The organism is Bacteroides timonensis (genome assembly GCF_000513195.1).
Lineage (GTDB): Bacteria > Bacteroidota > Bacteroidia > Bacteroidales > Bacteroidaceae > Bacteroides > Bacteroides timonensis.
Genome location: NZ_CBVI010000171.1, coordinates 17,025 through 33,040, shown reverse-complemented (window position 1 = coordinate 33,040; position 16,016 = coordinate 17,025). Strand labels below are relative to the sequence as shown.

18 protein-coding genes are annotated in these 16,016 nt (G+C 40.3%); all 18 read left to right on the top strand.

Annotated features, from left to right (window positions below; all coding sequences use genetic code 11):
* The first annotated feature begins 11 nt into the window (after nt 1-11).
* Nucleotides 12-1,034, top strand: a complete 1,023-nt coding sequence (gene tsaD / locus BN161_RS26925; protein ID WP_044272174.1) for a tRNA (adenosine(37)-N6)-threonylcarbamoyltransferase complex transferase subunit TsaD — start codon at nt 12-14, stop codon at nt 1,032-1,034.
* Nucleotides 1,035-1,207: 173 nt separating this feature from the next.
* A complete protein-coding gene (locus tag BN161_RS26920) occupies nt 1,208-1,675 on the top strand; it encodes a CinA family protein (protein WP_044272172.1) in 468 nt (155 codons plus the stop codon).
* Nucleotides 1,676-1,796: 121 nt separating this feature from the next.
* Complete coding sequence (gene rpmB / locus BN161_RS26915) at nt 1,797-2,057, top strand: 50S ribosomal protein L28 (protein ID WP_007214256.1); 261 nt, start codon at nt 1,797-1,799, stop codon at nt 2,055-2,057.
* Nucleotides 2,058-2,078: 21 nt separating this feature from the next.
* The gene (gene rpmG, locus BN161_RS26910) at nt 2,079-2,267 is read left to right on the top strand and encodes a 50S ribosomal protein L33 (protein ID WP_002560155.1); all 189 of its coding nucleotides are present in this window, start codon (nt 2,079-2,081) and stop codon (nt 2,265-2,267) included.
* Between the two features lie 13 nt (nt 2,268-2,280).
* Nucleotides 2,281-2,439 carry a DUF4295 domain-containing protein gene (locus tag BN161_RS28990; RefSeq protein WP_074435197.1) on the top strand — a complete coding sequence of 53 codons (159 nt, stop codon included), beginning with the start codon at nt 2,281-2,283 and terminating at the stop codon, nt 2,437-2,439.
* Nucleotides 2,440-2,578: 139 nt separating this feature from the next.
* Complete coding sequence (gene ftsY, locus BN161_RS26905; protein WP_007214254.1) at nt 2,579-3,538, top strand: signal recognition particle-docking protein FtsY; 960 nt, start codon at nt 2,579-2,581, stop codon at nt 3,536-3,538.
* The gene (gene rimO / locus BN161_RS26900; protein ID WP_044272169.1) at nt 3,535-4,833 is read left to right on the top strand and encodes a 30S ribosomal protein S12 methylthiotransferase RimO; all 1,299 of its coding nucleotides are present in this window, start codon (nt 3,535-3,537) and stop codon (nt 4,831-4,833) included. Before ftsY ends, rimO begins: the two co-directional genes overlap by 4 nt.
* A gap of 77 nt (nt 4,834-4,910) precedes the next feature.
* Nucleotides 4,911-5,183, top strand: a complete 273-nt coding sequence (locus BN161_RS26895) for an HU family DNA-binding protein (RefSeq protein WP_007218570.1) — start codon at nt 4,911-4,913, stop codon at nt 5,181-5,183.
* A gap of 31 nt (nt 5,184-5,214) precedes the next feature.
* Complete coding sequence (locus BN161_RS26890) at nt 5,215-6,630, top strand: HU family DNA-binding protein (RefSeq protein ID WP_044272167.1); 1,416 nt, start codon at nt 5,215-5,217, stop codon at nt 6,628-6,630.
* A gap of 264 nt (nt 6,631-6,894) precedes the next feature.
* Complete coding sequence (locus BN161_RS26885; RefSeq protein ID WP_044272165.1) at nt 6,895-7,890, top strand: AAA family ATPase; 996 nt, start codon at nt 6,895-6,897, stop codon at nt 7,888-7,890.
* 129 nt (nt 7,891-8,019) lie between these two features.
* Nucleotides 8,020-8,889, top strand: a complete 870-nt coding sequence (locus tag BN161_RS26880) for a DUF58 domain-containing protein (RefSeq protein ID WP_044272163.1) — start codon at nt 8,020-8,022, stop codon at nt 8,887-8,889.
* 8 nt (nt 8,890-8,897) lie between these two features.
* Nucleotides 8,898-9,977, top strand: coding sequence for a membrane exported protein (locus BN161_RS26875; RefSeq protein WP_044272161.1), 1,080 nt, complete (start codon nt 8,898-8,900; stop codon nt 9,975-9,977).
* 58 nt (nt 9,978-10,035) lie between these two features.
* Nucleotides 10,036-11,019 (top strand): vWA domain-containing protein, encoded by a 984-nt coding sequence (locus BN161_RS26870; protein WP_044272160.1) that lies wholly within the window; start codon nt 10,036-10,038, stop codon nt 11,017-11,019.
* A gap of 42 nt (nt 11,020-11,061) precedes the next feature.
* Nucleotides 11,062-12,108: a VWA domain-containing protein gene (locus tag BN161_RS26865; protein WP_044272158.1), complete on the top strand. Its 1,047-nt coding sequence runs from the start codon at nt 11,062-11,064 to the stop codon at nt 12,106-12,108.
* Nucleotides 12,092-12,808: a tetratricopeptide repeat protein gene (locus BN161_RS26860; protein WP_007214244.1), complete on the top strand. Its 717-nt coding sequence runs from the start codon at nt 12,092-12,094 to the stop codon at nt 12,806-12,808. Before BN161_RS26865 ends, BN161_RS26860 begins: the two co-directional genes overlap by 17 nt.
* Before the next feature lie 22 nt (nt 12,809-12,830).
* Nucleotides 12,831-14,675 (top strand): BatD family protein, encoded by a 1,845-nt coding sequence (locus tag BN161_RS26855; RefSeq protein WP_044272156.1) that lies wholly within the window; start codon nt 12,831-12,833, stop codon nt 14,673-14,675.
* A 12-nt stretch (nt 14,676-14,687) separates the two neighbouring features.
* Nucleotides 14,688-15,527 (top strand): tetratricopeptide repeat protein, encoded by an 840-nt coding sequence (locus tag BN161_RS26850; protein WP_044272154.1) that lies wholly within the window; start codon nt 14,688-14,690, stop codon nt 15,525-15,527.
* A gap of 197 nt (nt 15,528-15,724) precedes the next feature.
* The gene (locus BN161_RS26845; RefSeq protein WP_007218563.1) at nt 15,725-15,997 is read left to right on the top strand and encodes a hypothetical protein; all 273 of its coding nucleotides are present in this window, start codon (nt 15,725-15,727) and stop codon (nt 15,995-15,997) included.
* Nucleotides 15,998-16,016: the final 19 nt, after the last annotated feature.

Here is a 16,016-nt window from a genome sequence, read left to right as displayed (position 1 = left end):
TAAATAACGATATGAGTACAATAATTTTAGGAATAGAAAGCTCTTGTGACGACACCTCTGCTGCCGTCATCAAAGATGGGTATCTGCTATCGAATGTCGTTTCCAGTCAGGCGGTGCATGAGGCCTATGGCGGTGTGGTTCCCGAATTAGCTTCACGTGCACATCAGCAAAACATCGTTCCAGTGGTTCATGAAGCATTGAAACGTGCCGGAGTAACTAAAGAAGAATTGAGTGCGGTGGCGTTTACAAGAGGACCGGGATTGATGGGTTCTTTGTTGGTAGGCGTGTCGTTTGCCAAAGGTTTTGCCTGTTCTTTAGGTGTTCCAATGATTGATGTTAATCACTTGACTGGCCATGTTTTAGCTCATTTTATTAAAGCAGAAGGTGAGGATGCTATTCAGCCTGAATTTCCTTTCCTTTGCTTGCTTGTATCAGGGGGAAATTCACAGATTATCCTGGTGAAGGCATACAATGACATGGAGATTTTGGGCCAGACAATTGATGATGCTGCAGGGGAAGCTATTGATAAGTGTTCGAAAGTGATGGGGCTTGGGTATCCCGGTGGTCCGATTATTGATAAACTGGCTCGCCAGGGCAATCCGAAGGCTTTTACTTTCAGTAAACCTCATATTCCCGGATTAGATTATAGTTTCAGTGGCTTGAAAACCTCATTTTTGTATTCTTTACGTGATTGGATGAAGGAAGATCCTGATTTCATCGAACATCATAAGGTTGATCTGGCTGCTTCACTCGAAGCTACTGTTGTAGATATTCTGATGGACAAACTTCGTAAGGCAGCAAAGGAATATAAGATTAAGCAAGTAGCCGTGGCTGGTGGGGTTTCTGCTAATAACGGCCTGCGTAATGCTTTCCGTGAACATGCTGAAAAGTATGGATGGAAGATATTTATCCCTAAATTCAGCTATACAACGGATAATGCTGCCATGATTGCCATTACCGGTTATTTTAAATATCAGGATAAGGATTTCTGTTCGATAGATGTGCCGGCTTATTCGCGTGTCACATTGAAGTGAAAGGAGTTTTAGAACATTTCTTTGTCCGCACCGCACCCGGTCCGTGTCTGGCCCGTACCTGCTCCGTATCTGCTCCAAGGCTATAGATACGGAGCAAATACGGTCCGGACACGGTTCGGGTAATATTAGCAGGAAAAATAGAACAAAAATATAAATTATATATAATAAGGTATATGAAACTGGAAGAAGAGGTCGGGGAATTACTAAAATCGAAGAATTTATCCCTTTCCACCGCAGAAAGTTGTACAGGAGGAGGTGTTGCTGCTTTAGTGACTTCCGTTCCGGGAAGTTCGGAATACTTCAATGGGGGAATTGTGGCTTATTCCAATGAGGTAAAGATCTCTCTGCTTCATGTTTCTGCTGAAACATTGGAAAGGCATGGAGCCGTCAGTCAGGAAACAGTGATTGAAATGGTGAAAGGTGCGATGAAAGCATTGAAAACAGATTGTGCTGTTGCCACATCCGGGATTGCCGGTCCGGGAGGAGGTACATCCGAAAAACCTGTCGGAACAGTGTGGATTGCGGCTGCCTATAAAAATGAAATTGTAACTTTCAAACAAGAGGGAGATGACGGAAGAGCCAGGAATGTGCAAAATGCTATTCAGAATGCTTTAAAGATGCTCCGTACATGCTTAAAATGAAGAAAAAATGCTATCAGACAGTGAATTATTTTATGAAAAACTTGTTTGGTATCGATAAAAGTACTTACTTTGCGCTCTGTTTGAAATAAGTATAGATAAAAACTATAAAAATAAGATAGAAATGTCGAAGATTTGTCAAATTACCGGAAAGAAAGCCATGATTGGCAACAATGTTTCACACTCAAAGAGAAGAACAAAGAGAACCTTTGATTTGAACTTGTTTAACAAGAAGTTCTACTATGTAGAGCAAGATTGCTGGATCAGCCTTAGCATTTGTGCTAACGGTCTGCGTATTATTAATAAGAAAGGACTGGACGCTGCTTTGAACGATGCAGTAGCAAAAGGTTATTGTGATTGGAAAAGCATTAAAGTAATTGGCTAAAAGTAGAGGAGAATACTGATTATGGCAAAGAAAGCAAAAGGTAACAGAGTACAGGTGATTCTGGAATGCACAGAACACAAAGATAGTGGTATGCCGGGAACTTCTCGTTATATCACTACAAAAAACAGAAAGAATACAACTGAAAGATTGGAATTGAAGAAATATAACCCGATCCTGAAGAGAGTAACAGTACATAAAGAAATTAAATAATAAGGTATAACCCATGGCAAAGAAAACTGTAGCAAGTTTGCACGAAGGTTCTAAAGAAGGTCGTGCTTATACAAAGGTTATCAAGATGGTTAAGTCACCCAAAACTGGTGCTTACACTTTTGATGAACAGATGGTATTGAACGAAAAAGTGCAAGACTTTTTCAAGAGATAAGATAGTCCGTCGAAAGACGTTTGAATATAAAATCCTCTTATCGTATTCCGATAAGGGGATTTTTTTTGTACTTTATCCCTGTACTTTCATTACTTTGTTATATCTTTGTGGCATAATGTATTGTATTAATAGATAGAATATGGGATTTTTTAGTTTTTTCTCAAAAGATAAAAAGGAAACATTAGATAAAGGATTATCTAAGACAAAGGAAAGTGTGTTCGGAAAAATTGCCCGTGTTGTGGCAGGAAAGTCGAAAGTGGATGATGAAGTGCTTGATAATCTGGAAGAGGTGTTGATAACATCGGATGTAGGCGTGGAAACGACATTGAATATTATTCAACGTATAGAGAAACGCGCTGCGTCAGAGAAATATATGAATGCGCAAGAATTGAACACCATTTTGCGCGATGAAATCGCTGCCTTATTGACGGAAAATAATTCAGATGATGTGGATGACTTTGAAGCTCCGATTGAGAAGAAACCTTACGTTATTATGGTAGTGGGAGTGAATGGAGTCGGTAAAACGACTACTATTGGTAAATTGGCTTATCAATTTAAAAAAGCTGGTAAAAGTGTTTATCTGGGTGCTGCGGATACTTTCCGTGCGGCAGCTGTCGAACAATTGGATATTTGGGGAAGTCGGGTAGGAGTACCTGTAATCAAACAGAAAATGGGCGCTGATCCAGCTTCTGTGGCTTATGATACTTTGAATTCTGCTGTTGCTAATAATGCCGATGTGGTAATCATTGATACTGCCGGACGTCTTCATAATAAAGTTGGCTTGATGAACGAGTTGACTAAGATTAAGAATGTAATGAAGAAAGTGGTTCCTGATGCTCCTAATGAGGTTTTGCTGGTTTTGGACGGTTCCACCGGACAAAATGCATTTGAGCAGGCTAAACAGTTCACATTGGCTACAGAAGTGACTGCGATGGCTATTACTAAATTAGATGGCACTGCGAAAGGGGGAGTTGTTATTGGCATTTCCGATCAGTTCAAAATACCGGTAAAATACATTGGTCTGGGTGAAGGTATGGAAGATCTGCAGGTGTTCCGTAAGAAAGAATTTGTTGATTCGTTGTTTGGAGAGAATGCATGAAGCGGAAAACCATTGATATTATAACGTTAGGATGTTCTAAAAACCTAGTGGACTCGGAACATTTGATGCGGCAATTGGAAGAAGCCGGATATCATGTGACTCATGATACGGAAAAGCCTGAGGGAGAAATTGCAGTGATCAATACTTGTGGTTTCATCGGTGATGCAAAGGAAGAGTCCATCAATATGATTTTGGAATTTGCACAGGCAAAGGAAGAAGGGAATTTAGAAAAATTATATGTAATGGGATGTCTTTCGGAGCGTTATCTGAAAGAATTAGCTATCGAAATTCCACAAGTAGATAAATTTTATGGTAAATTTAACTGGGCGGAGTTGTTGCAGGATCTTGGTAAGGCATATCACGAAGAGCTTCATATAGAACGTACACTTACCACTCCTAAGCACTACGCATATCTGAAAATATCAGAAGGTTGTGATCGGAAGTGTTCGTATTGTGCTATTCCTATTATTACAGGAAAACATGTCTCACGTCCGATGGAAGAGGTCTTGGATGAAGTTCGTTATCTGGTAAGTAAGGGAGTGAAAGAGTTTCAGGTTATTGCTCAGGAATTGACATATTATGGAGTGGATTTATATAAGAAGCAAATGCTCCCCGAATTAATAGAACGTATTTCTGAAGTCCCTGGTGTGGAGTGGATTCGGCTGCATTATGCTTATCCGGCACATTTTCCTATGGATTTATTTCGGGTCATGCGTGAGCGTCCTAATGTGTGCAAGTATATGGATATCGCCCTTCAGCATATCAGTAATCCGATGCTGGAGAAGATGCGGCGACATGTGACTCAGGAAGAAACCTATCATCTGATAGAGCAATTCCGTAAAGAAGTACCGGGTATTCATCTGCGCACTACTTTGATGGTAGGACATCCGGGAGAAACGGAAGCTGATTTTGAGGAATTAAAAGAGTTTGTTCGTAAGGCTCGTTTCGATAGAATGGGGGCTTTTACTTATTCCAAAGAAGAAGGTACTTATGCTGCTGCACACTATGAGGATGAAATTCCTCAGGAAGTGAAACAAGCACGCCTGGATGAGTTGATGTCAATTCAGCAAGGGATTTCGGCAGAACAGAGTGCAGCAAAGGTCGGTCAATGCCTTAAAGTAATTATCGATCGTTTGGAAGGAGATTATTATATTGGCCGTACGGAATTTGACTCCCCAGAAGTAGATCCGGAAGTTCTGATAGAACAGGGTAAACAGAAATTGCTTATTGGTAACTTTTACCAGGTAGAGATTATAAATTCCGATGATTTCGACCTTTTTGGACGAGTTATTTAAATAATTTTCCTGAAGAATTTGTGTATGTGCGGAAGTTTTGCTAATATAGCACCGAACTTTATAAAAATAGCTGGATTTTGAATAATAAAGAATTTACTTCAGAATTGTCACGAAGATTGGGATATACCATAAAGGACACATCCGAACTGATTGCATCTTTGCTGTCGGATATGACGCAACAGTTGCAAGAAGGAAATGCCATTTCTGTACAAAGTTTCGGTACGTTCGAGGTAAAGAAGAAAGCGGAGCGTATCACTATCAATCCTACAACCAAATTACGCATGTTGGTTCCACCTAAATTAGTATTAACATACAGACCCAGCACGGCTCTGAAAGATAAGTTTAAGTAATCCTCTTTTACTCAAGTAATCTTCCATAAATATGAATGAGAAGCTGAATATACAGAATTTAATAGAATTGCTCGCAGAAAAACATGGCATGGATAAGGCGGATGCCGAGAGCTTCGTGAAAGAGTTTTTTCAGTTGATTGAAGAATCGCTGGAGAATGATAAGTATGTAAAGATTAGAGGCTTGGGCACATTTAAACTGATTGATGTAGAGAGCCGTGAGAGCGTAAATATAAATACAGGGGAACGATTTGAAATACAGGGGCATACAAAAGTTTCATTTGCTCCGGAACCTGCCTTGAAGGACTTGATAAACAAGCCTTTTTCTCACTTTGAGACTGTGGTATTGAATGATGAAACCGTGTTAGAAGATACACCGGTGGAGGATAATTCCGAAGAGGAGGAAAAAGAAGAGGTGTTTGTGGAATCAGAAACGTCTGTCGTTAATACAGAAGTGGCAGACGTTGTTTCAGAGGAAACTATAGAGACTGTAGAAGAATCAATAGAAGTATCAGCTGAAACTGTAGAGGAGTCTGTGGAAGTGGTAGAAGTACCAACTGAGATCATTGAGGAAACTGCTGAAATTGTTAAAAAAGAATCTGTAGTAGTAGCTGAGGAACATATTCAGGTAGTTGAAGAAGTAATAGAAACTACAGAACAACCTGTTCGGGAAGAAGAAATTCAGGTTGATCAGACGGACCCCGTCATTCAGATTGAAGAGTCAGAACAGCTTGTAGAGGCACCTGGCGTTCTATCTGGAGAAGTGAAACAGCCTGTAACGGAGATAATTACTCCGGTGGGTGAGTGTGTAGAAGAACCTCTGACAGAACAAAAGGATCAAGAAGATTTGGTGCCTACTTATGAAGTTCCTGAACCTCCATCACCTCCTGTGAATAAAGCAGATAGTTCTACGATGAAGTTTTTCATTGGAATCGTAGTACTTGTTGTCTTATTATGTGTAGGTGCTGTTACTTTTATGTATTATCCGGATTTATTTGACAGAATATCTCCACCGCCAACAGAGAAAGTTGCTGATGAAAAGGTGGAGAAGCCGGCCGCTCCGGTCGCTCTGACGGATAGTATTGTTCGAAAAGATACCACAACTGTGGTTGCGAAGAAAGATACTGTGGCAGAAGTTGTTACTCCTAAAGTTGTTGAAGAGCCGAAGCCGGTTGCAAAACAGGAGACTCCTGCTACTGCTCCTAAAAAAGAGACAAAGAAAGCTGCTGCAACTCCTTTTGAGCCAGACTCTGTAAATTATAAGATTGTAGGTACGAAAGCTACCTATACTATCCAAGAAGGAGAAACTCTGACAAAGGTTGCACTTCGCTTTTACGGAACTAAGGCCCTGTGGCCCTATATTGTGAAGTATAATTCGGGTGTTATAAAGAATCCCGATCATGTGCCGTATGGTACTGTAATCAAGATACCGGAGCTCGAAAAGAAATAAAAGAAAATATTGCACCCCTGCAAGTTAATAATACTTCACTTGCAGGGGTGATTTGCTATTTATTCCTGTCTGCGAATTTGAAATTCTTTTCAGAAACTATTGTTAACTACTAAACTCTATGAAAGTAGTTTAATCTAATCGTTTTTTAATAAAAATTAGTTGGTATGGTTAATTTATTCCTGTACTTTTGGGAGCGAAAAAAATAATTACCAGTAGCATACTGGAGAAATCAATGGAATTCAAACAATAAAAATAATAGTATTTATGGCTGAAACAATTGATATCCGCGAACTGAACGAGCGGATTGAAAGACAAAGTTCTTTTGTTACCAACCTTACTGCTGGTATGGACCAGATTATCGTAGGACAAAAACATCTGGTAGAGTCATTGTTAATCGGTTTGCTGTCCGATGGACACGTATTATTAGAAGGTGTACCCGGTTTGGCAAAGACATTAGCGATTAAGACGCTTGCCTCACTGATCGATGCACAATACAGTCGTGTACAGTTTACTCCCGATTTGCTGCCTGCCGACGTTATCGGTACAATGGTTTACAGTCAGAAAGACGAAACGTTTCAAGTAAAGAAAGGACCTGTTTTTGCCAACTTCGTTCTGGCAGATGAAATTAACCGTGCTCCGGCCAAGGTACAGAGTGCTTTGCTGGAAGCAATGCAGGAACGTCAGGTAACTATTGGTACGGAAACATTCCCGTTGCCCGAACCTTTCCTTGTACTTGCTACACAGAATCCTATCGAACAGGAAGGTACTTATCCGTTGCCTGAAGCCCAGGTGGACCGTTTCATGCTGAAAGTGGTTATCGACTATCCGAAGATGGAAGAAGAAAAACTGATTATTCGCCAGAATATCAATGGCGATAAATTCAATGTGAAGCCTATTCTGAAAGCTCAGGAGATTATTGAAGCACGTAAAGTTGTTCGTCAGGTATATCTGGATGAGAAGATTGAACGCTACATTGTTGATATTGTATTTGCTACCCGTTATCCGGAGAAATATGATCTGAAGGAACTGAAAGATATGATTGGTTTTGGTGGTTCTCCCCGTGCCTCTATCAATCTGGCATTGGCTGCCCGTACTTATGCTTTCATCAAACGTCGTGGTTATGTGATTCCTGAAGATGTTCGTGCTGTGGCTCATGACGTATTGCGTCATCGTATCGGATTGACATACGAAGCAGAGGCCAGCAACCTGACTTCTGACGAGATTATCAGCAAAATACTGAATAAGGTTGAAGTACCTTAATTCAGTAAGCATTTTTAAAAAGGTCTTCCGAGACCTGTTAATAAATGATGTGAACGTTTTTAAAGAATCTTGCCAACGTTTTTAAAAAACGTTGCCGGTATTTATTAACGGAATTATTTAACGATATAGATGGAAACAAGTGAACTGTTAAAAAAAGTCCGTCAGATTGAAATCAAGACGCGCGGATTATCCAACAATATCTTTGCCGGTCAGTATCATTCGGCCTTCAAGGGTAGGGGTATGGCATTTTCCGAGGTGCGCGAATATCAGTTTGGCGATGACATACGCGACATTGACTGGAACGTGACCGCTCGCTTCAATAAGCCTTACGTGAAGGTGTTCGAAGAAGAGCGCGAGTTGACCGTTATGTTGCTGGTGGATGTTTCCGGTAGTTTGGAATTCGGTACGGTGAAGCAGATGAAAAAGGATATGGTGACGGAAATAGCTGCAACTTTGGCTTTTTCGGCTATACAAAACAACGATAAAATCGGGGTTATTTTTTTCTCTGACCGGATAGAGAAATTCATTCCGCCTAAGAAAGGGCGTAAGCATATCTTATATATTATTCGCGAACTGATTGACTTTAAAGCGGAGAGTCGGAGGACTGATATCCGGCTGGGACTGGAATATCTGACAAATGTAATGAAGCGTCGTTGTACAGCCTTCTTGTTATCCGATTTCATTGATCAGGGGAACTTTAAGAATGCAATGACTATCGCCAACCGGAAACATGATATGGTGGCTATCCAGGTGTATGACCGCAGGGTAGAGGAACTGCCGGCTATCGGTTTGATGAAAATAAAGGATGCTGAGACCGGACATGAGCAGTGGATTGATACTTCGTCGCGTGCTGTTCGTCGTGCTCATCACGACTGGTGGGTGAATAAACAGGTGGAACTGAACGAAATATTCACTAAAAGTAATGTCGATAATGTGTCGGTACGCACCGATCAGGACTATGTCAAAGCATTGATGAATTTGTTTGCGAAACGAAATTAATCGGAAAAATGAAAAGATATCTATTTCTGATAACCCTATTGGGGATGTTGACTGGCAAGGCAGTGGCTCAGTCGGTAACAGTGGATGCTACCATTGACTCTCTGCAAATTTATATCGGTGACCAGGCGAAGATTAAACTTCAGGTAGCCTTGGATGCCGATAAACGGGCTATTTTCCCTGTTTATACGGATACACTGGTAAGTGGTGTGGAGATTATAGATGTTGCAAAGCCGGATACGCAGTATATAAATGATGATAAACGAATGCTGATTACGCAGGAGTATACTGTTACATCATTCGACTCGGCATTGTATTATCTGCCACCGATGGAAGTATCGGTGGATAATAAGGTATATCGTTCGAAGGCGTTGGCACTGAAGGTATATTCGATGAATGTGCCATTGGATCCTGAGAATCCAGAACAGTTTTTTGGTCCGAAGACAGTAATGCAGCCTCCTTTTGTGTGGGAAGACTGGTATGGGATTATCACCTGTGGTATATTGCTTATTCCGATTGCATTATTACTTATCTATCTGATCATGCGTATCTGTGACAATAAACCTATCATCCGTAAGGTAAAGGTTGAACCGAAGTTACCTCCGCATCAACAGGCTATGAAAGAGATAGAGCGCATAAAGGGTGAGAAAGTATGGCAAAAGGGACAACCGAAGGAATATTATACCGAATTGACAGAGACTTTGCGTACGTATATTAAAGAGCGCTTTGGTTTCAATGCTTTGGAAATGACCTCTTCGGAGATTATAGAAAGAATGCTTGAAATGCAAGATAAAGAAGCTATTGCAGATTTACGTTCTCTTTTTGAGACTGCCGATTTGGTGAAGTTCGCTAAACATAATCCATTAATGAACGAAAATGATGCGAATCTGATCAATGCCATCGAATTTATCAATGAAACCAAGGAGAAGGAAGTGGAGAATGCAAAACCGCAACCCACTGAAATTACCATTATTGAGAAACGTTCATTGCGTACTAAAATATTGCTGGGCATAGGCATCGTAGTATTGTCGGTTGCCTTGATTGGTTCGTTCGTTTATATTGGAATGCAGTTATACAATTATTTTGCATGATAGCAGAATTTAAGGGTAACTCCAATCTTAAATTGTAAATTGTTAAATAGTAAATACAATGGTTTTTGCCAATATTGAATATTTGTTTTTGCTGCTGTTGCTTATACCTTATATAATATGGTATATCATGAAGCGGAGGAATAATGAAGCTACACTTCAGATTTCGGATGCTCGTGTATATGCTCATACGCCGAAGAGTTATAAGAACTATTTGTTGCATGTGCCTTTTATGTTACGTATTATTGCCCTGGCATTGATTATCGTAGTGTTGGCGCGTCCTCAAACTACTAATAGCTGGCAAAACAGTGAAATTGAAGGTATAGATATTATGATGGCCATCGACGTATCTACCAGTATGCTGGCAGAGGACTTGAAACCGAATCGTCTGGAAGCTGCTAAAGATGTGGCTGCGGAGTTTATCAATGGTCGGCCCAATGATAATATCGGTATAACTTTATTTGCCGGTGAAAGTTTTACGCAATGTCCGTTGACGGTGGATCATGCAGTGCTTCTGAATCTGTTTCAAGGCATTAAGTGTGGTATTATTGAAGATGGAACAGCAGTCGGTATGGGTATTGCTAATGCAGTTACTCGCTTGAAAGATAGTAAAGCGAAGTCTAAAGTAATCATTCTGTTGACGGATGGTACAAATAATAAAGGAGATATATCTCCGCTGACTGCGGCAGAAATAGCTAAGAGTTTTGGTATCCGGGTTTATACAATTGGTGTAGGTACAAACGGAATGGCTCCGTATCCTTATCCGGTGGGTAACACTGTGCAGTATGTCAATATGCCAGTGGAGATTGATGAAAAGACACTGACGCAGATTGCGGCTACCACAGAAGGTAATTATTTCCGTGCCACCAGTAATTCTAAGCTGAAAGAGGTATATGAAGAGATCGATAAGTTGGAGAAAACCAAGTTGAATGTGAAGGAATACAGCAAGCGCCAGGAAGAATACCGTTGGTTTGCTTTGGCGGCATTCTTGTGCGTGTTACTTGAAGTATTGCTTCGTAATTCTATCTTGAAGAAGATACCTTAAAACAATGCATTAATTGTAAATTACTAAATTGTACATAGAAAGATGTTTCGATTTGAAGAACCTACATATTTATACCTGTTGCTCCTGTTGCCTTTCTTGGCGGCTTTCTACCTGTACTCCAATTATCGGAGACGGAAAGCGATCCGCAAGTTTGGCGATCCGGTGCTAATGGCACAGTTGATGCCGGATGTATCTAAATATCGTCCGGATGTGAAGTTTTGGCTGGTGTTTGCTGCAATCGGACTGTTTGCTGTATTGCTGGCACGTCCGCAGTTTGGCTCTAAGCTGGAGACTGTGAAGCGTCAGGGGGTAGAGGTAATGATTGCGTTGGATATTTCTAACTCTATGTTGGCACAAGATGTACAACCCAGTCGTCTAGAGAAAGCCAAGAGATTGGTAGCACAGTTGGTTGACAAAATGGAGAATGATAAGGTAGGTATGATTGTGTTTGCCGGTGATGCCTTTACACAGTTGCCTATTACAAGCGATTATATTTCTGCCAAGATGTTTTTGGAATCTATTAATCCGTCGTTGATATCCAAGCAGGGTACGGCTATCGGTGCAGCTATTAATCTGGCTATCCGCAGTTTTACACCCCAGGAAGGAGTAGGGCGTGCCGTCATCGTTATTACTGACGGTGAAAACCATGAAGGCGGAGCTGTGGAAGCTGCCAAGGCTGCTGCAGAAAAAGGTATTCAAGTCAGTGTTCTGGGGGTGGGTATGCCTGATGGTGCACCTATTCCCGTAGAAGGAACCAATGACTTCCGCCGTGACCGTGACGGAAACGTGGTTGTAACCCGCTTGAATGAGCAGATGTGTCAGGAAATAGCTCAGGCAGGAGATGGGATTTATGTGCGTGTAGACAATTCAAATGCTGCGCAAAAGGCAATTGCTCAAGAAATTAATAAAATGGCGAAAGCGGATGTGGAAACACAGGTTTATACAGAGTTCAACGAACAATTCCAGGCTGTTGCATGGATTATATTGTTACTGTTGTTGGCTGAAATGCTGATTTTGGAACGTAAAAACCCGTTATTCCGTAATATCCATCTGTTTAAAAAGGAAGAAAGGTATGATGATGAGAAATAGAACTATCGGAATTATCTTGCTGCTACTGACGGCTATTTCAGTTTCTGCACAGAAAGCGGAACGCGACTATATTCGTAAGGGAAACCGTGCTTATAAAGATAGTACGTATGTAAATGCTGAAGTGAATTATCGGAAAGCTATTGATGTGAATCCGAAGTCAGCGATATCCATGTATAATCTGGGTAATACGCTTATGCAACAGAATAAGTTGCAGGAGGCTATGGAGCAGTTTGTTGCTGCCACTAAAATGGAGAAAGATAAGGGTAATCTTGCTCAAATCTATCATAATATGGGAGTAATATTCCACTCCGGTAAGGATTATGCCAAAGCTGTGGAAGCATACAAAGAGTCGCTACGTAATAATCCGAAAGATAACGAGACGCGTTATAACTTGGCTTTGGCTCAGAAAATGCTGAAAGATCAGGAACAGAATCAGCAGAATCAAGATCAAAACCAAGATCAGAATCAGGACAAAAAGGAGCAGGAAAAAGAACAAGATAAAGACAAACAAGACCAAAATCAACAAGATCAGCAGAATCAGGATCAACAGCAGCAACCTCCTCAGCCACAAGAAAATCAGATGTCAAAGGAAAATGCTGAACAACTTTTGAAGTCGGTGATGCAGGATGAGAAAGATGTACAGGATAAGGTGAAGAAACAGCAAGTTATCCAGGGTGGTCGTTTGGAAAAGGATTGGTAAATAATAAAAGATACGATAATATATGAGAAAATTAATTTTCTTATGGATAGCACTGGTAGTAGTCAGTCTGCAAGCTTTGGCTAATGACAAGGTGTCATTTACTGCGTCAGCTCCTGATGCTGTAGCGGTGGGTGACCAGTTCAGACTGGCATATACAGTGACTACACAGAAGGTGAGAGATTTCCGTGCTCCCTCTATTAAGGGATTTGACGTACTGATGGGACCCAGTCGCTCTCAGCAAAGTAGTATGCAAATAGTTAATGGGGTATCGACCTCAACCAGCAGTATTACTTTCACTTATATACTGATGGCTACTGCTGAAGGTAGTTTCACAATTCCGGGAGCTACAATCACGGCTGATGGTAATCAGATGGTTTCTAATTCTGTGCAAATCAAGGTTCTGCCAGCAGATCAGGCCGGAGCAGCTTCTTCAGGCGGAGGTAATAGTAGTCAGCAGGGCAATACCAGCCGTGCTTCTTCAGGAACTTCTGTTTCCAATCAGGACCTCTTTATTTTGCCTACTATTAGTAAGACCAATGTGTATGAACAAGAAGCATTCTTGCTGACTTATAAAATTTACACTCTGGTTGACCTTCGCGGTTTTGACAATGTTAAACTTCCTGATTTTAAGGGATTTCATTCACAAGAAGTAGAACTTCCGGGTGATAGAAAATGGAGCTTGGAACATTATAAGGGACGGAATTATCAAACTACCGTTTACCGGCAATTTGTGCTGTTTCCGCAGCAGTCTGGTAATTTGACTATTGATCCGGCACGTTTTGATGCTTCTATTGCTAAAGCTACTCATGTATCTGATCCGTTTGAAGCTTTCTTTAATGGTGGCAGTAACTACATTGAAGTCAAAAAGACATTGATGACACCGAAACTAACTGTAGATGTAAAACCCTTACCAAGCGATAAACCTGCTGATTTTTCCGGTGGAGTGGGAGAGTTTAGCATTTCTTCTTCCATTAATAGTACTAATGTAAAGACAAACGATGCTGTAACTATTAAACTCGTCATTTCCGGTACAGGCAATTTGAAGTTAATAGGTGATCCTGAGGTGAAATTCCCAGATGACTTCGAGGTGTATGACCCTAAAGTTGATAATAAATTCAGGCTGACAAGTGCAGGACTTTCGGGTAGTAAGGTTATTGAATATCTGGCTATTCCACGCAATGCCGGAACATTTAAAATACCAGCGGTGAAATTCAGCTATTTTGATATCAAATCCCGTACTTATAAGATATTGACTACCGAAGAGTATGAATTGCATGTAGAGAAAGGTGAAGGAAATGCAGCGCAAACTATTGCTAATTTTACGAATAAAGAGGATTTGAAAGTCTTGAATGAGGATATTCGCTTCATCAAGCAAAATGATGTGACGCTTTCTCAAAAGGGAGACTTCTTCTTTGACTCTATGTTGTACTGGTTGCTCTATTTAGTACCTGGCGTTGCGTTTATCATTTTCTTTATCATTTACCGTAAACAGATAGCAGCTAATGCTAACGTTGCGAAAATGCGTACGAAAAAGGCAAATAAGGTTGCTGTTAAACGTATGAAGTTAGCTGGTAAATTGTTAGCTGAGAATAAAAAAGATGTTTTCTATGATGAAGTATTGAAGGCTCTTTGGGGATATATAAGCGATAAATTGAATATTCCGGTTTCTCGACTTTCAAAAGATAATATTGAAGAGGAACTTCGTAAATATGGAGTGGAGGATGCTTTGATTAAAGAATTCCTGGCTGCATTGAATGATTGTGAGTTTGCTCGTTTTGCTCCTGGCGATGATAACCAGGCTATGGATAAAGTCTATTCGGCTTCATTAGCAGTAATAAGTAAAATGGAGAATTCGATTAAACATTAATTAGGAGGTTATATGATGAAAAAAATACTGTTTTTTACTTTTGTTGGCTTGTTAATGGCATTGACCTCTTTTGGACAGACTGCATCGGATACATTACAACAAGCGAATGATTCGGTAACAATAGGTTCACACACTGAATTTTCAGCTGCTGCGCAAGAGAATAGTGTGACAAAAGCAGAAGGAGATAGCGCATATGTGAAGAATGATTATGCCTCTGCTATTCAGATATATGAAGCTCTGCTGAAAGAAGGAGAAGCGGCTGAGGTATACTATAATTTAGGAAATAGCTACTATAAGGCTGGTGATATAGCAAAAGCCATTTTAAATTATGAGCGTGCACTTTTAATACAGCCAGGCAATGCTGATATTCGGGCTAATTTGGAGATTGCTCGTGCAAAAACAATTGATAAAGTGATTCCCGTACCCGAGGTTTTCTTTGTATCTTGGACGAAATCATTGATTAATTGTTTGAGTGTGGATGCTTGGGCAAAGGTAGGCGCTGTTTGTTTCTTTTTGTTGCTTGCATCTCTTTACTTCTTCTTCTTTTCCAAGCAAATCGTGTGGAAGAAAATAGGATTTATTGCAGGGATAGTATTTCTGGTGTTAGTTATATTAGCGAATGTCTTTGCTTTTCAACAGAAAAATGAGCTATTGAATCGTAACAATGCTATCGTACTAACTCCAAGTGTAACAGTACGTAGTACTCCGAGTGAAAGTGGCACCAGTTTGTTCATATTGCATGAGGGACGGAAGGTTGAAATTAAAGATAACTCCATGCGTGAATGGAAAGAAATCCGCTTAGAGGATGGTAAAGTAGGATGGGTACCTGCGTCATCTGTTGAAGTTATCTGATAGATATAATTCTTTCATAATAAAATAGTTAATAATAAAAAGAAGCCTGTTGAAAGGGAAAATACAAATCTCCTTTTGACAGGCTTCTTTATTTTTGTAAAAAAGACACTGAAATAGTTTGTTTTATCTTTTTTTTCCTTAAGTTTATAGCGTGATAAGTGAAACTCACAGAGTTATTAACCATTAAATTTATAAATATGAGAACAATAACATTTAATGAACTTCGCAGAATTAAAGATTCATTACCTACTGGTAGTATGCATAGAATAGCCGATGAGCTCGGATTGAACGTCGATACAGTTAGAAACTTTTTTGGCGGTCACAATTTCAAAGAGGGTAAGAGTGTTGGGATACATTTAGAGCCTGGTCCAGATGGTGGTTTGGTTATGTTGGATGATACTACCGTCCTTGATAGAGCTCTAAAAATTCTGGATGAAATGAATGCCAGTGCTGAGCCTGTTCGAGCTTAAGAAAAGAAAGTTATAAATG

Bases quoted from the DNA above. Each gene is read 5' to 3' on its own strand.
- rpmB (WP_007214256.1), top strand. From the start codon at position 1,797: ATGTCGAAGATTTGTCAAATTACCGGAAAGAAAGCCATGATTGGCAAC.
- BN161_RS26880 (WP_044272163.1), top strand. From the start codon at position 8,020: ATGGAAACAAGTGAACTGTTAAAAAAAGTCCGTCAGATTGAAATCAAG.
- BN161_RS26845 (WP_007218563.1), top strand. From the start codon at position 15,725: ATGAGAACAATAACATTTAATGAACTTCGCAGAATTAAAGATTCATTA.
- BN161_RS26860 (WP_007214244.1), top strand. From the start codon at position 12,092: ATGATGATGAGAAATAGAACTATCGGAATTATCTTGCTGCTACTGACG.
- BN161_RS26850 (WP_044272154.1), top strand. From the start codon at position 14,688: ATGATGAAAAAAATACTGTTTTTTACTTTTGTTGGCTTGTTAATGGCA.
- BN161_RS26870 (WP_044272160.1), top strand. From the start codon at position 10,036: ATGGTTTTTGCCAATATTGAATATTTGTTTTTGCTGCTGTTGCTTATA.
- BN161_RS26875 (WP_044272161.1), top strand. From the start codon at position 8,898: ATGAAAAGATATCTATTTCTGATAACCCTATTGGGGATGTTGACTGGC.
- rpmG (WP_002560155.1), top strand. From the start codon at position 2,079: ATGGCAAAGAAAGCAAAAGGTAACAGAGTACAGGTGATTCTGGAATGC.
- rimO (WP_044272169.1), top strand. From the start codon at position 3,535: ATGAAGCGGAAAACCATTGATATTATAACGTTAGGATGTTCTAAAAAC.
- BN161_RS26920 (WP_044272172.1), top strand. From the start codon at position 1,208: ATGAAACTGGAAGAAGAGGTCGGGGAATTACTAAAATCGAAGAATTTA.
- BN161_RS28990 (WP_074435197.1), top strand. From the start codon at position 2,281: ATGGCAAAGAAAACTGTAGCAAGTTTGCACGAAGGTTCTAAAGAAGGT.
- tsaD (WP_044272174.1), top strand. From the start codon at position 12: ATGAGTACAATAATTTTAGGAATAGAAAGCTCTTGTGACGACACCTCT.
- BN161_RS26890 (WP_044272167.1), top strand. From the start codon at position 5,215: ATGAATGAGAAGCTGAATATACAGAATTTAATAGAATTGCTCGCAGAA.
- BN161_RS26885 (WP_044272165.1), top strand. From the start codon at position 6,895: ATGGCTGAAACAATTGATATCCGCGAACTGAACGAGCGGATTGAAAGA.
- ftsY (WP_007214254.1), top strand. From the start codon at position 2,579: ATGGGATTTTTTAGTTTTTTCTCAAAAGATAAAAAGGAAACATTAGAT.
- BN161_RS26865 (WP_044272158.1), top strand. From the start codon at position 11,062: ATGTTTCGATTTGAAGAACCTACATATTTATACCTGTTGCTCCTGTTG.
- BN161_RS26855 (WP_044272156.1), top strand. From the start codon at position 12,831: ATGAGAAAATTAATTTTCTTATGGATAGCACTGGTAGTAGTCAGTCTG.